Source organism: Mesorhizobium sp. PAMC28654 (assembly GCF_020616515.1).
Taxonomy (GTDB): domain Bacteria; phylum Pseudomonadota; class Alphaproteobacteria; order Rhizobiales; family Rhizobiaceae; genus Mesorhizobium.
The window spans coordinates 1,347,122-1,361,887 of record NZ_CP085135.1 but is presented as its reverse complement, the minus strand read 5'-3'; the positions used below and the strand labels follow the sequence as shown (position 1 = coordinate 1,361,887).

Annotated in this window: 12 protein-coding genes and 2 pseudogenes; 6 read left to right on the top strand and 8 right to left on the bottom strand. The window is 60.1% G+C overall.

Going from position 1 to position 14,766, the window contains the following annotated elements; all coding sequences use genetic code 11:
• The first annotated feature begins 224 nt into the window (after nucleotides 1–224).
• The 4 genes from LGH82_RS06955 (at nucleotide 225) to LGH82_RS06940 (ending at nucleotide 3,445) form a co-directional block, all read left to right on the top strand.
• Nucleotides 225–1,319 carry an amidohydrolase family protein gene (locus tag LGH82_RS06955; protein ID WP_227347824.1) on the top strand — a complete coding sequence of 365 codons (1,095 nt, stop codon included), beginning with the start codon at nucleotides 225–227 and terminating at the stop codon, nucleotides 1,317–1,319.
• The gene (locus tag LGH82_RS06950; RefSeq protein ID WP_227347823.1) at nucleotides 1,316–2,422 is read left to right on the top strand and encodes an amidohydrolase family protein; all 1,107 of its coding nucleotides are present in this window, start codon (nucleotides 1,316–1,318) and stop codon (nucleotides 2,420–2,422) included. Before LGH82_RS06955 ends, LGH82_RS06950 begins: the two co-directional genes overlap by 4 nt.
• Nucleotides 2,419–2,835: a Rieske (2Fe-2S) protein gene (locus LGH82_RS06945; RefSeq protein WP_227347822.1), complete on the top strand. Its 417-nt coding sequence runs from the start codon at nucleotides 2,419–2,421 to the stop codon at nucleotides 2,833–2,835. The genes LGH82_RS06950 and LGH82_RS06945 overlap by 4 nt, the downstream gene beginning before the upstream one ends.
• Before the next feature lie 154 nt (nucleotides 2,836–2,989).
• Nucleotides 2,990–3,445 carry a lysozyme inhibitor LprI family protein gene (locus LGH82_RS06940; protein WP_227347821.1) on the top strand — a complete coding sequence of 152 codons (456 nt, stop codon included), beginning with the start codon at nucleotides 2,990–2,992 and terminating at the stop codon, nucleotides 3,443–3,445.
• A 90-nt stretch (nucleotides 3,446–3,535) separates the two neighbouring features.
• Here the strand turns inward: LGH82_RS06940 and LGH82_RS06935 are convergent, their stop codons facing one another.
• The 8 genes and pseudogenes from LGH82_RS06935 to LGH82_RS06895 all read right to left on the bottom strand — a co-directional run bounded on the left by LGH82_RS06935 (nucleotide 3,536) and on the right by LGH82_RS06895 (nucleotide 12,764).
• Entirely contained in the window at nucleotides 3,536–4,159 is a 624-nt protein-coding gene (locus tag LGH82_RS06935; RefSeq protein WP_227347820.1) for an ImmA/IrrE family metallo-endopeptidase, read from the bottom strand.
• Between the two features lie 285 nt (nucleotides 4,160–4,444).
• Complete coding sequence (locus tag LGH82_RS06930) at nucleotides 4,445–4,588, bottom strand: hypothetical protein (RefSeq protein ID WP_227347819.1); 144 nt, start codon at nucleotides 4,586–4,588, stop codon at nucleotides 4,445–4,447.
• 301 nt (nucleotides 4,589–4,889) lie between these two features.
• Nucleotides 4,890–8,679: pseudogene (locus LGH82_RS06925) on the bottom strand (vitamin B12-dependent ribonucleotide reductase).
• 669 nt (nucleotides 8,680–9,348) lie between these two features.
• Nucleotides 9,349–9,660 carry a PilZ domain-containing protein gene (locus LGH82_RS06920; protein ID WP_227347818.1) on the bottom strand — a complete coding sequence of 104 codons (312 nt, stop codon included), beginning with the start codon at nucleotides 9,658–9,660 and terminating at the stop codon, nucleotides 9,349–9,351.
• Nucleotides 9,661–9,793: 133 nt separating this feature from the next.
• Nucleotides 9,794–10,282: an NUDIX hydrolase gene (locus tag LGH82_RS06915; protein ID WP_227347817.1), complete on the bottom strand. Its 489-nt coding sequence runs from the start codon at nucleotides 10,280–10,282 to the stop codon at nucleotides 9,794–9,796.
• A gap of 208 nt (nucleotides 10,283–10,490) precedes the next feature.
• Nucleotides 10,491–10,991, bottom strand: a complete 501-nt coding sequence (gpt, locus tag LGH82_RS06910) for a xanthine phosphoribosyltransferase (RefSeq protein ID WP_227347816.1) — start codon at nucleotides 10,989–10,991, stop codon at nucleotides 10,491–10,493.
• 116 nt (nucleotides 10,992–11,107) lie between these two features.
• A pseudogene (locus LGH82_RS06900) lies at nucleotides 11,108–11,940 on the bottom strand (universal stress protein).
• Nucleotides 11,941–12,020: 80 nt separating this feature from the next.
• Complete coding sequence (locus LGH82_RS06895; protein ID WP_227347814.1) at nucleotides 12,021–12,764, bottom strand: competence/damage-inducible protein A; 744 nt, start codon at nucleotides 12,762–12,764, stop codon at nucleotides 12,021–12,023.
• A 182-nt stretch (nucleotides 12,765–12,946) separates the two neighbouring features.
• On the opposite strand from LGH82_RS06895, the gene wrbA reads away from it, so the two are divergent.
• Nucleotides 12,947–13,546, top strand: coding sequence for an NAD(P)H:quinone oxidoreductase type IV (gene wrbA / locus LGH82_RS06890; RefSeq protein ID WP_227347813.1), 600 nt, complete (start codon nucleotides 12,947–12,949; stop codon nucleotides 13,544–13,546).
• A gap of 157 nt (nucleotides 13,547–13,703) precedes the next feature.
• Nucleotides 13,704–14,717: an alpha/beta fold hydrolase gene (locus LGH82_RS06885; protein WP_227347812.1), complete on the top strand. Its 1,014-nt coding sequence runs from the start codon at nucleotides 13,704–13,706 to the stop codon at nucleotides 14,715–14,717.
• Nucleotides 14,718–14,766: the final 49 nt, after the last annotated feature.

Genomic DNA, 14,766 nt, shown 5'->3' with positions numbered 1-14,766 from the left:
CACCGCCTTGGGGGCAGCGAACCAGGCGAAAAATTCGCGAATGTTGACGAGAAAATGATGCCGGCCAGGGCCGCGATCCATCAAATTTAACTCGTGAAGTCGGGCGATTGCACTGCTCTCGGTGCGGGAACATACTCCCTTACCTGCCGTGCAAGGCCGACGAGAACGGCCGGGCATACGTCGAGTGAAACACGACTTTTGCCTCTACGGAAAGTCCAGGGATCATGACATTGCTGACGCACCGGGCCAATGCGTTGCTGCCAGCCGGCAGCGTGAATTGCGACATTCACCACCCCAACCCTACCATGAGCCAGCTCATGCCGTTCCTGCCGGATGTCTGGCAGGACCTGATTGCGTCTCGGGGGATCGTCCAGCTCGACAGCATCGCCTATCCCAACAACGCGCCACTGACCTGCCGCCCGGACTGGCGCGACCCGGCCGGCGGCCTCACCAACACACCGGAACGGTTGGCCAGGGAGGCCCTGGACCATTTTGGCGCGCGCGCCGGGATCCTCAACAATCTTTGCGGCGTCCATATGCTTTACGACGCCTACATGGCCATCGCCGTGACCAAGGCGCTGAACGACTGGACGCGGTCGGAGTGGCTCGACAAGCATCCAGGCCTGCGCGCTTCCATTGTGCCACCGTTGCAGGATATCGAGGCTGCCGTCGCCGAGGTCGAACGCTGCGCCGCGGACCGCCGGTTCGTGCAGCTGCTGTTTCCGTCCTCGGCCCACATGCCCTACGGGCATCGCAGCTACTGGCCGCTGTACAAGGTCGCGGTCAAACATGGGTTGCCGATTGGCATCCATGCCGGCAGCGCATACCACCATCCCGTTACGTCCGTCGGCTGGCCGAATACGGTTACCGAGGACTATGCGGCTCAGTCGCAGATCATGCAGGGACAGCTGGCCAGCCTCGTTTCGGAGGGCGTGTTCACGGAATTTCCTTCCCTCAAGGTCGTCCTGTTGGAATCCGGCGTCAGTTGGCTTCCGGCGTTCCTCTGGCGTTTCGGCAAATTCTGGAGGGGGCTGCGGTTCGAAACGCCCTGGGTCGACCGCCCGCCAGCGGAAATCATACGCGATCACGTGCGGTTGACCACGCAACCTTTCGACGTTCCGGACAATCCGGATATCGTGTCCCGACTGATCGATCATATTGGCTCCGACGACATGCTGCTGTTTTCGTCAGACTATCCGCACTGGCAGTTCGACGGCGATGCCGTTCTGCCCGCCGGATTTGATGCGACGCTCATCCGCAAGATCGCGGTGGAAAATCCGGTCGCGAGTTATCCCCGTCTGCAGGAGCAGCACGCATGACCATTCATCCGGCCGTGACGCCTTCGAGCACGCCTGTCGCCCAGACCATTATCGATTGCGACGTGCATCCAAAACTCACCTCCGTGGACGATCTCAAGCCCTTCCTCAGCAAGCGTTGGCAGGCGCATCTCGCGACCTATGGGCTACGCTACCGGATGGGCTATCAGGACGGGAATCCGTATCCAAAAGCGGCGCCGGCTTCCTCGCGGCGTGACACCTGGCCTGCGAATGGAGGGCTGCCTGGATCCGATGTCGGCATGCTGCGCGACCAGCTTCTCGACCTCTACAACATGGAATTCGGGATCATGAATCCACTTTGGCCAACAGGCCAGGGCGTGCTCGGAGACGACTATTCGGCGGCGCTATGCCGTGCCAGCAATCAATGGCAGCTCGATCTCTACAATGAGCCGGAGCCGAGGCTCAAATGCTCGATCTGCGTTCCCTATGAAAACGCGGCGCTGGCGCGCGCCGAGATCGAACATTTCGCCGGCGATGGCCGCTTTGCCCAGGTGCTCCTCCTCAGCCGCACGGCCGAGCTGCTAGGACAGCGCCGATACTGGCCGATCTTCGAAGCGGCGGAAGCGGCAAATCTTCCGGTTGGCATCCATGTTTTCGGATATTCGGGCCAGGCGATCACGCCGACAGGCTGGCCTTCCTACTATATGGAGGAAATGACCGAGCATGCCCCCTCGGCCCAGGCGATGCTGACTAGCATGATCTTCGAGGGCCTGTTCGAGCGCTTTCCTGGTACCCGGATCGTCTTGCTGGAGGCCGGCCTTGCCTGGATACCCGCGCTTGGCTGGCGGCTGGACCGGCTTTGGGCCCGTATGCGCGACGAAGTTCCGCATGTGACCCGTCCTCCATCCGAATATCTGAAACAACATCTCTGGGTCGCGACCCAACCCATGGAGGAACCCGAGAACAAGAGGCATCTCGTCGACATCATCGACTGGATCGGTCATGACCGGGTTGTGTTTTCGTCGGACTATCCCCACTGGGATTTTGACGATCCACGCCATTCGCTGCCGCCGCATATCGATGCGAAACTCAAGCGCGCCATTCTTTATGACAACGCCGCGGCCCTTTATGGAACCGCACGATGACACGCCATCCGGTCGCTTCTATCAGCGACATTCCGGACGGCGGCCGGCTGAAAGTCGACGTGGCGGGCCGCTCGATCGTCGTTTTCCACGTGGACGGCGCCTTCTACGCCCTGGCAGACAGATGCCCGCACCAGGGCGGCCCACTGTCACAAGGCGACCAGATCGGAGAGCTTCGGGCCACGGTTCCCGGTCAGCACCAATATTGCCGGCGCAACATGATCATCCGTTGCCCGTGGCACCATTGGGAGTTCGATATCGAGACGGGCCAATCGCAGATCGACCCGGCCCGCATCAAGGTGCGCAGGTTTGAAACCGCCGTCGGCAATGCGCCATCTTGCGTGGCGGATGACAAACTTGCGGCGACGACGTTTGAAACCGTCAAGGAAGAGGGGCTCGTCTACGTTATCATATAGCTTATTTCGAGAGCTGGCTGTCGCCCTGTTGGCTGGTATCGTGGGTAGGTCTGACTGAGTTAATACGCCGGCTAAATACCGCGTCAGAAGTGGAAACAAGACGTTCTACGCGCGGCCCTGACGGTCGCTGACGGGATCATGCTTCGGAGGCGAAATGCAGATCGAGCGCTTTGGCCGGATACGTCTTGCCACGAAAGTAGCGCTGGCTTGCCTGTTGGTGCTGGCATCGCCGACAAGCCCGATGGCCTCGCCCCTGGAAGATCCAACCGCTGTCACGCTCGACCGCTGCCTGGACGACCCAGCCAATGCTTCCACTGCTGGTCAAACCGAATGTGAGGCCACGGCATCGAACGACTACGATCGCCGCATGAATGCCGCCTATGCCACGCTCATGCACAAATTGCCCGAGAAGGCAGCACAACAGCTCCGCCTGTCACAACGCGCATGGCTGGCCTTCCGCGACGGTGAGGCGAAGTCACGAGACGCGCTGTATGAAACAAGGCAAGGCACGATGTTTGTGCCGATGCAGGCATCGGACGCGACCAACGTCATTCGGGATCGCGCGCTTCAGCTGGAGGGATATGTTCGCGTCATGGCGATTGATGAGTGAAGGTGCCCTGCTTGTATCCGCGACAATATCTGCTTTGGCTGAGGCGGATGACACCGCTCCGTCATCACTCCGACTGCGGATTGACCATGGCTACTGGCCAGGGTCTGAAATGTCAGACTTAACGCGAAATCCTTTTTCCTGGGCTTCTTTCAAAAAATCGATCACTGCGCCCGGAAGGCGGCGCTTCTCTCCCTTAGCCTTCCGCCTTGCTGTCTGAACTCTCTCGAATGCGATATCGGCCGCCTGCAAACTCACTTGAAAGCGATTAGAGATTTCTTCAGGATTTTTCATATCCCAAGCTAGTTTAGTCGGCACCAGAAAATACGAGGCAAAAATATTCGCCTCACTTTCTTCAGATCTTTCTCTAAAAGTCACGTATACGTCTTTGTTGGGATTTCTGCGGCGCTGACCTTCGTGGCCAAGAAAATAGTGGCCGAGCTCATGGGCAATGGTGAATCTTGCTCGTGTTTGGCCGGCCTTGATATCGTCAAGGATACTTGCTCGGGCGACTAGCGTACCAGTCTCGTCATCCATCGTCGCTTCGTTGTCTCCCAGCTCATCGTCGCGACCACACCGAAATGAGAAGTTCTTTGCTTTTTGTTGGAGTCTTTCGAGCGCGCAATGCATGTCAAATGCAAAAACACTATCTATATTTAGTTTATCGCGAACAAAGTTAGCTCGTTTTTCGATCGTTTCCACCGACAAACCAGACATATTTGCCACCGTCATTTTTAACAAAAAACATACAAGCGATATCAGCTGTTTATTTCTGGTTGGCCGAAATCGGACACCCTGTAAGCTTACTGAAGGCTAAATGATTTGGGTCTTGGTGTCTACTAAAAATTCAACATATAGGGACAAATTTGAAATTAACACCACATATTGTGTCTGCATCTGACTTGGTCAGTTGGCGATGCAGCAATGAGGTGGCTGCAACTAATCTTCCATTTTTCATAAATCGGCCCGGTCACTCGACCGGGCCGAAATCATCCAGGGCTACTATTTTCTTTTCCCGCTTTTATTCGGCGCTTGGGTGAGCGCCGAAGCGGCGACGGATTTGACCGCCTTCGCGGTACCGGGATTGCTCAAAAGCTTGGAAGCCTTTGAGGCAACTGATTGCGAGGTGCGCTCATTGTTAGCCATCTCGATCTCCGATCATTGGCCATATGCGCCTCAGCTACCTCGACTTAGAGTGCCGACTCCCCATATGATGTCCTTGCTACAGGAGATGGGATTTCGATCTCGTCGCCCCGCGTCGGCTTCGGCTTGTTCGCGGTATCCAAAGCCGATCCGAGAGGGTCGGCTTTGGTGTTTCCAGAGGGTGTCACATAAAGACATCCTTATGCATTGTACCCTTTTTGTTCCTTTTGCCATTTCGACCCGATCTTACGACCGGGCCGATGATGATGATGTTTTGTTGTTGCTGCTGCGTTTTTAGCGTTTCTCAGCTGCACCCGCTCGTGGCGCCGCACGTATCGCACTTCTCGCAAGTCCCGTTCCGCACCATGGTGAAGTTCTGGCACTCGGAGCAGGAATTGCCGGTGTAGCCCTGGAGCAGTGATCTGGCGCGGCGGTCGTTGGCGAGTTTCTTGGCCTCGGCGGCTTCGTTGGCGGCCGCGTCGGTGAACAGCGCCGCCGTGGCGTCCGAAGCCACGGAAGCAGAACCCGCCGCTTCCTCGAAGGCGATATCCTCGGCCAGTTCCTTTGCCCGTTCCTCATAGTCGCGCTTGTAGGCCACGGCTTCGTCGCTGGCTGGTTTCAGCGCCAGCACGTTGGAACCCGAAAAGGCAGTCGGAGCCGAGCGGGCAGGGGCGCCGGCTCCGCCAGCAAAGCCCTTCGGATCATTGCCGCTTACTCGCGACACCAGCTTCACCGGTGAGGCGCCACGGGTCAGGCCCTTGGAGACGGCGTCGGTCTTGCCTTCGCTGATGCCGCGGCCAAGTGTTGTGTTGGAAAAGTCCGACTGGTCGACATGGGCAAGGTCGTTGCGGCCGAGATAGGAGATGGCCAGTTCGCGGAACACGTAGTCGAGGATCGACGTCGCGCTCTTGATGGCGTCGTTGCCCTGCACCATGCCGGCCGGCTCGAACTTGGTGAAGGTGAAGGCGTGCACATATTCGTCGAGCGGCACGCCATATTGCAGGCCGAGCGAAATGGCGATGGCGAAGTTGTTGAGAAGGCCACGGAGCGTGGCACCCTCCTTGTTCATGTCGATGAAGATTTCGCCGAGACGGCCGTCATCATATTCGCCGGTGCGCAGGAAGATGGTGTTGCCACCGATCTTGGCCTTCTGCGTGTAGCCCTTGCGGCGGCCGGGCAGCTTTTCTTGCTCGCGCGACACGCGCTCGATGATGCGCTCGACGATCCGCTCGGTGATCTGCGCCGCGCGCGCGGCAGCGGGTGCCGCGATCAACTGCTCGACCACGTCGTCCTCGTCCTCCTCGCCATCGGCGAGCAGCGAGGCGTTGAGCGGCTGCGACAGCTTCGAGCCGTCGCGATAGAGCGCGTTGGCCTTCAGCGCCAGCTTCCACGACAGCATGTAGGCGCCCTTGGCGTCCTCCACCGTCGCATCGTTGGGCATGTTGATGGTCTTGGAAATGGCGCCGGAGATGAAGGGCTGTGCCGCCGCCATCATCATGATGTGGCTGTTGATCGAAAGCGAACGCTTGCCGATCTTGCCGCACGGGCTGGCGCAATCGAACACCGCCAGATGCTCGGCCTTGAGGAAGGGCGCGCCTTCCAGCGTCATCGCACCGCAAACATGGATGTTGGCGGCCTCGATGTCCTTCCTGGAGAAACCGATCGCCGGCAGGATCTCGAACGAGAAGTCGTTGAGCTGCTCGTCGGTGAAGCCAAAGGTCTCCTTCACCCAGTCGGCGCCGAGCGTCCACTGGTTGAAGACGAACTTGATGTCGAAGGCCGACTTCAATGCCGCATTGAGCGCCACGATCTTGTCGTCGGTGAAGCCCTTTGCCTTGAGCGAGCCGGGATTGATGCCGGGCGCCTGGTTGAGGTTGCCGTGGCCGACCGCATAGGCCTCGATCTCGGCGAGCTGTGCTTCCGAATAGCCGAGCGAGCGCAGCGCTTCCGGCACGGCGCGGTTGATGATCTTGAAGTAACCACCGCCGGCCAGCTTCTTGAACTTCACCAGCGCGAAATCGGGCTCGATGCCGGTGGTGTCGCAATCCATGACCAGACCAATCGTGCCGGTCGGCGCGATCACGGTCGCCTGCGCATTGCGGTAGCCATGTTCTTCGCCTAGCTCGATGGCGCGGTCCCAGGCCGCCTTGGCATGAGCCGCGAGTTCAGGCTGCTTCAGGTCGGAGGCAACCAGCGGCACCGGATTGACCGCGAGCTTCTCATAGCCCTGCTTCTCGCCATAGGCGGCACGGCGATGGTTGCGCATGACGCGCAGCATGTTCTGCGCGTTGCGGTCGTAGTCGGCGAAGGCGCCGAGTTCGGCGGCCATCTCGGCCGAGGTGGCGTAGGCCACGCCGGTCATGATGGCGGTGAGTGCCGCGCAGATGGCGCGGCCCTCGTTGGAATCATAGGGAATGCCCGAGGTCATCAGCAGGCCGCCGATATTGGCGTAGCCGAGGCCGAGCGTGCGGTATTCGTAGGACTGCTTGGCGATCTCCTTCGACGGGAACTGCGCCATCATCACCGAGATTTCGAGAACGATGGTCCACAGCCGAACCGTGTGCTCGTAGGCAGCGATGTCGACGGTGCTATCCGCGTTGCGATAGGGCAGCAGATTGATCGAGGCCAGGTTGCAGGCCGTGTCGTCGAGGAACATGTATTCCGAGCACGGGTTGGAGGCCCGGATCGCACCGGCGGAAGCGCAGGTGTGCCAGTCGTTCATCGTCGTGTTGAAATGCAGGCCCGGGTCAGCCGACGCCCAGGCGGCGTAGCCGATCTTTTCCCAAAGATCCCGCGCCTTCAGCGTCTTCAGCACCTTGCCGTCCTTGCGGGCGGTGAGGTGCCAGTCGGCATCGTCCTCGACAGCGCGCAGGAAATTGTCCTTCAGCGACACCGAATTGTTGGAGTTCTGGCCGGACACCGTCAGGTAGGCATCGGAATCCCAGTCGGTGTCGTAGGTCTTGAACGACATCGAGGTGTAGCCCTGCTTGGCGAACTGGATGACGCGGTAGATGTAGTTCTCCGGCACCGCGTCCTTCTTGGCCGCCTTGATCTCGCGCTTCAGCGCGGTGTTGATCGACGGGTCGAAGCAGTCGTCGTCCTGGCCTTCGCAGTTGACGCAGGCCTTCATGATCGCTTCGAGATGCTTCTTGACGATCTTGGAGCCGGTGACCAGCGAGGACCTTCTGCTCCTCATTGACCTTCCAGTCGATGAATTCCTCGATATCGGGGTGATCGGCGTCGACAATGACCATTTTCGCGGCGCGGCGCGTCGTGCCACCCGACTTGATGGCGCCCGCGGCGCGGTCGCCGATCTTGAGGAAGCTCATCAGTCCGGATGAGCGGCCGCCGCCGGACAGCTTTTCGCCTGCGCCGCGCAACAGCGAGAAGTTGGAGCCGGTGCCCGAGCCGTATTTGAACAGGCGCGCTTCACGCACCCAAAGGTCCATGATGCCGCCCTCGTTGACGAGGTCGTCCTGCACGCCCTGGATGAAGCAGGCATGCGGCTGCGGATGCTCGTACGAGGACTTCGACTTGGTCAGCTTGCCGGTGAACGGGTCGACGTAATAGTGGCCCTGGCTCGGGCCATCGATGCCATAGGCCCAGTGGAGGCCGGTGTTGAACCATTGCGGCGAGTTCGGCGCGACGCGCTGTGTGGCCAGCATATAGGCGAGCTCGTCGCGGAAGGCCCGCGCGTCATCCTCCGACGACTTGAAGTAGCCGCCCTTCCAGCCCCAATAGGTCCAGGTGCCGGCCAGCCGGTCAAAGACCTGGCGGGCGTCGATCTCGGAACCATAGCGCTCGGCTTCCGGCAGCTTGGCAAGCTCGGCCTCGTCGGCGACGGAGCGCCACAGGAACGAGGGAACGTCGTTCTCCTCGACCTTCTTCAGCCGTGCCGGGACACCGGCCTTGCGGAAATACTTCTGCGCCAGGATGTCGGCGGCGACCTGGGAGAACTGCGCGGGAACATCGATGTTGTCGAGACGGAACACCACCGAGCCATCCGGATTCTTGATCTCGGAAAGCGCCTTGCGGAATTCGATCTCCGCATAGGCAGATTGGCCAGGCTTGGTGAAACGACGCTCGATGCGCATTGGTCCGGTCCCTTTTGTCTATATATAGCGCTTTCCCGAGAGGATTTCTGCCCCCAAAGCGAAACGCGCATGTCCGCCGCCTGCCGGCGTCCGAAAACGGCCGGCTCTCCTTTCGCGGTTCTCCACTGGCCCTGCTGGTCAAACTCCTTGCGAAGCGCCTGTCCAACTCGCCGATGAACCCCGCGGGTCCCTCAAAACTGATTTTTTCCGAGTCCCTCACTGGAGGGAAATTCACACTATCTAGCGTCGAACCTGCCTGCAAACACTAAATATAGTATTAACAGACAATTTATTCCAGTCCGACAATTCTCCCTTTCGACGCCCTCGACCCCACAAACCCAACGCTTCCGCCGGCCTCGTAAACAGGCAGAAATGCGAGCAAAAACGCACATAATCCGGGAAAAAGACCGGGCTCAGAACTTTCCGGTCGCACTCTCAACAGGAGCGCATGGCCTATAAAAGGCGACTCGTTTTGCGCCGTCAAGGATTCGTTTGCGTAGCTTTTGTGACCCCAACATCTTGTGTGTCACATATGTGGATAACGGGGATAGAATCGAAGCCGCGGTACCTATTTCCAGTTCGCCGCCGTCGCGACCGGGTCCCTGGGGCCCATTTGCAACATGATCCAACCGATGGCCTCCCTGGGGGCGCAATTCGCTGTCGGGATTATCAGCCGTAGTGGAGCTTCGGTTTCGGCTCCGTACCGGTGAACTGAACGCCGATCCGGTCATTGCGCCGCCAGCGTACGTCGCACCGATAGGCAACGCCATCCACCGACACATAGAGCAGGAAGCGGTCCGGGACCCGGGCTTCGAGCGGAATCTTCAATTCAGCGCCGCCCTCATGCTGATTGCGCAAGGTGCAACTGACTTCGGAGTTTTGAATCCCGGTGATGATCGTCCCGCCCTTGAGCACGCGTTGGCGATGCTCGCGCCGATTCTGGGCGGAATCCTTGTCAGCCGGGTTTGCAGGGTTCGTCATTGATGAAACGCCAGGAGAGCCGAATCGTTTCTTGTTTCAATACCAAATCACTCGCCGCGATGCGCGGCAATGCACGTCTTCGACAGCTAGTCTTGTTGAACAAACGTTCAAATTCCCGCCTGGATGGCTGGCGTCAGCTGAATTTGCGCGGGTCGGCACAGAAATAGGCGATGATCTGACAAAGGTCAGGCTCATTGACCATGCGAACAGCTTCCGTTGAGCTTACCCATTTGCGCGTGCGGGCTCGCTTTTCCTTCCATTGGTCGGCGATCTTGTCGACCTGCATCGGAAACACCAAAACCTCGCAAGGCACTTCTTCTCCGGAGGCAAGCACCTTTGCGTAGAAATAGCGGCCGGCCTCGATATGGGAGATTGTCCCGCGCAACCCGGCTTCCTCGCCGGCTTCCCGCGCGGCCGCCTTGCAAAGCGGTTCCTTTGCCTCCGGCCAGCCCTTGGGTATCACCCAGCGTCCGGTGTCGCGGCTCGTGATCAGCATGATCTCCACACCGTGCCCGGTATCGCGCCAAGGCAGGGCGGCAACCTGCAGGCGGCAAGGCGCCGTGCCGAAAAGGCGCCGAACCCTTTCAGCCAGATGGTTGTGTGTCGTTGGCCTCGTCAACATCGGAGAAGCTAGCCCCAGCCCCCGGGAATCGTTTGCCGTCTCATGAATCTTACGGCTAATTATCAGCAATAAAAGTAAAAACGTTATGTCGGCGGGTCGAATTCCGCCAATCGATGACGAATTCACACGATATTGTGCTCTCCGGGCGCCTTTCCGAAGTAAACGATACCCTTTTAGGGCTGCCGATTGGGAACGGGCTTGTCGCGACTCAGCCGGCGTGGTCGTCCGCGATCGGTTTCTGGTAGGTGAAGCCCATGTCCCACGGGAAGTAGATCCAGGTGTCCTGGCTGACCTCCGTAACAAAGGTGTCAACCAGCGGTCGGCCCTTGGGCTTGGCGTAAACGGTGGCGAAATGCGCCTTGGGCATCATCGCGCGCACGATTCCGGCGGTCTTGCCGGTGTCGGTGAGGTCGTCGATGATCAGGACGCCGGCGCCTTCATCGACGAGCAGCGATGGCGTGACATCCTTCAGCACCTGCAACTGCCCCTGGTTGGCGTAGTCATGATAGGAGGCGACGCAGACCGACTCGATAATCCTGATACCAAGTTCGCGCGAGATGATGGCGGCGGGAACGAGGCCGCCACGGGTAATGCAGACGATCGCCTTCCATTGCCCCTTGTTGTTGCCCGCAAGCCGCCAAGCGAGGGCGCGGGCGTCCCGGTGAAACTGGTCCCAGGAGACCGGGAAGGCTTTTTCGGGAAGGGACATTTTTCGCGCACTCCACGGCGCGCGATGACCGCGCGCAAGATCACAAGGGAATGCGCGCGGAATTAACTGGAAAGCCTTGGCTTTGGCAAGGGCGGTTGTCGGCGATCGTTGTGGACTTAGCGCGACAGGAAAGCCGCGATCGGCACGGTGCGCAACACGGTGCGTGTCACGCCGCCAAAAAGAAGCTGGCGCAGCCAGGAGTGGCTGTAGGCGCCGAGCACCAGCAGGTCGGCTCCTGTCTCGGCGACCCTGGTCTGGGATGACGTCGTCGACCGAAATGCCGCCCGAATTCAGAACCGAGACGCTGACCGTGGCGCCGTGCCTGGACAGGGCCGCGGCAATTTCAGCACCTGCGGCCTCCGGGCTTTCGTCGAGTGTGTCCGGCGGATCTATGACCACGATATCCGTTCTCGGCCTCGATGATGAAGGGCAGGGCGTCAAAGGCGGCGCGCGCGGCTTCCTTGCTGCCGTTCCAGGCGAGCAGCACGTGCTTGAAGGTTGTGACCAGCGGGCCTGAATGCGGCACGACCAGCACCGGACGGCCGGCGTCGTAGACCAGCGTGTCGACATCAGCGCTCGGATCGCCGCCGGATTCACGCTGCGCGGCGATGATCAGGTCCGCGGTGCGCACGCTGGAAATGCCGGTCAACGCGCTGTCACCGGAAAAGCTCTCAAGACTGCGCCATTCGAAGGACAGGCCGGAGTCCTCGATGTGCTTGAGGAAAACCGCCTGCAACCGGTCGGCTCGCTCCCGGCTCATGTCGGCGGAAACCTGCAGGAACTCGGTGTCCGGAAAGCCGGTGGCCGAGGTATAGGGCACTGGAAGCGCTTCGGCGTGGATGCCGATGAGATGGCTCTCGAATCTGGTGGCGAGCGGAATGGCACAGTCGAGCACCCGCTCGGCGTCCTGCTCGTTCTGCAATATGGCGACGATGGTCTTGAATCGCATGGTAATCCCTCATTTTACGAGCGATCGAACTCGTGCGACGGAAACGTTATATCACCGTGCTTGGTTCCGGACTGGATTGATCAGCTCGTGGCGTTGGCAAAGCCCGCGACCATCGCCTCAACGTCTTTCCGGGCGGCATCCAGTGCCTCCTGGCTGCGGGCGCGCACGACGAGTTCCGTCCAGAATTTGCCGTCGCCATATTTGGGATAGGAACCGATGATCGTGTCCGGATGCGCCTTCTGGATCTCGGCCAGAGGTCCGCCGATCAATCCCTCGCCGAATGGGCAGGGGACAGTGGCCGACAGCATCTTGGTGCCGGCCTTCAGCGTCGGCACCACATTGTCGAGCATGGCCTGGAAGATTGACGGCACGCCGGCCATGATGTGGACGTTGCCTATGCGGAAGCCCGGCGCGGTGGACACCGGATTGACGATAAGGTCGGCGCCGCGCGGCATCCGCGACATGCGCTTGCGCGCGTCCGTGTATTCGATGCTGCGCGCGGCGTAGCTCGCTTCCAGCATCGCATAGGCCTCGGCATTGTATTCGCAAGGCACGCCAAAGGCCTTGGAAATCGAGTCCGCCGTGATGTCGTCATGCGTGGGGCCGATACCGCCGGTGGTGAACACATAGGTATAGCGCGCGCGCACGGCGTTCACCGCTGCGACGATCTCGTCTTCCTCGTCAGGAACGATGCGCACTTCCTTCAGGTCGATGCCGATCGCCGTCATGATATCAGCCAGATGGCCGATATTCTTGTCCGTGGTGCGTCCGGACAGAATCTCGTCGCCGATGACGAGCATGGCGGCGGTGACGATTTCAGGCATGGAAGGCTCCGGCAAACGGGTCGCTTCCAGATAGCGCGATGGGCGGGCGACGGCAATGCCGCCCGAACTGTGAACAATCTGTGCCGATATGCGAGATATCCAATGAACGCCGAGGCCCTTAGGTAGCTTTCCCTGTCGGGGCGACTTCAGCCTCTGTTGGCCGGTGCATCAAGGAGATGAAAATGGCGAAGGTACTTGTTCTCTACTATTCGAGCTGGGGCCACATGGAGCAGATGTCAAAGGCGGCCGCCGAAGGTGCGCGCGAGGCAGGTGCCGAGGTGACGATCAAGCGTGTTGCCGAGCTGGTGCCCGAGGCGGTCGCCAAGGCTGCATACTACAAGCTCGACCAGGAAGCGGCGATCGCCGATCCGCTTGAACTCGCCGACTATGATGCGATCATCGTCGGCGCCTCGACGCGTTACGGCATGATGTGCGCGCAGCTGAAGAACTTCTTCGACCAGACCGGGCCGTTGTGGGCCAAGGGTGCGCTGGTCAACAAGATCGGTTCGGTGATGTCGTCGACCGCCACCCAGCACGGCGGCGCCGAACTCACCCTGATCACCACGCAGGCATTGCTCCAGCATCACGGCATGATCATCGTGCCGCTGTCCTATGCCTACCAGGCCCAGATGGGCAACGATGTCGTGCGTGGCGGAGCGCCCTACGGCATGACCACGACCAGCGACGGCGACGGCTCGCGCCAGCCTTCGGCACAGGAACTCGAAGGCGCCAAATTCCAGGGCAAGCGCGTCGCCGAAATCACCAAGAAACTCCACGGCTGATTTTTCTCGCCATGGTGCCGCGGTCTTTCGACTGTTCGGCGTCAACGGCGTGAGAAATCGAACAATCGACGGGCGGTCCTTCGGGCCGCCCTTTTTTGTGCTGCTTGCGGCAAAACCGGGGGCGGGTAAGGTAGGCCGGCTCTGGTCCAGGTGAAGAATGCTCGTATCGATTCTGTTGTGGCTGGTCGGCGGGCTGATTGTCGTGGCATTTGTGGCGACTGGCTACATGGTCCTGGCGACGCGGCGAATTGCAGCCGATGCCGAGAGACAGGTGCCGCCGGTCGGACAATTCGTCGAGATAGACGGCAACCGCATTCATTACGTCGATACGGGCGAAGGGTTGCCTATCCTCTTCCTGCACGGTCTTGGCGCCCAGCTCCATCATTTCCTCCATCCATTGTTCGGGCGCTTTGGCTCGGGCTATCGGTTGATCGCGCTTGATCGCCCAGGGTCGGGTTATTCGGTGCGGGCTCCTGGCACCACGGGACGATTGCCCGAACAGGCGGAAGTGGTCCGACGTTTCATCGAAACGTTGGGATTGGAGAAGCCGCTGGTGGTCGGCCATTCGCTGGGCGGCGCCATTGCACTGACGCTCGCCGTGGAGCACCCTGAAGCGATTTCCGGTATCGCCCTGCTGGCGCCGCTGACGCATATGGAACGCAGGATACGCGGGCTGTTCAAGGCGATCTATATTCCCTCAACGCTGCTGCGCGCGATCCTGGCCAACACGATCGCGATACCGATGAGCCTGAAATATGCAGGGCCCACGCTCGACCTTGTCTTCTCGCCGCAATCGCCACCGGCCGACTATGGGACAGCTGGCGGAGGATGGCTGGGGTTGCGGCCAAGTCACTTCTACGCAACCTCGACCGATCTGGTGGCGATCGAGCATGATCTTGGCCACGTCGAGCAGCGCTACGGGGAAATCACGATGCCGGCTGGCATCCTCTTCGGGACGTCGGATCGTGTGCTTGGCATCGGCGTGCATGGCCGGCCGATGATAGAGAAGATCAAGGAACTCGATTTTGAAAGCATCAACGGTCTGGGCCATATGCCCCAGTTCATCGAGCCGGAACGGATCATCGCCTTCGTAAAACGCATCGCCGACCGGGCGTTCGCGGACCGGAGATCACCACTCCCTCAGGACAATTTCACTGAACCATCGGGCTGACTGCCGGGTTTACCCCATGCCGCCTCGAGCGTCGTAGATCCTTACGGTC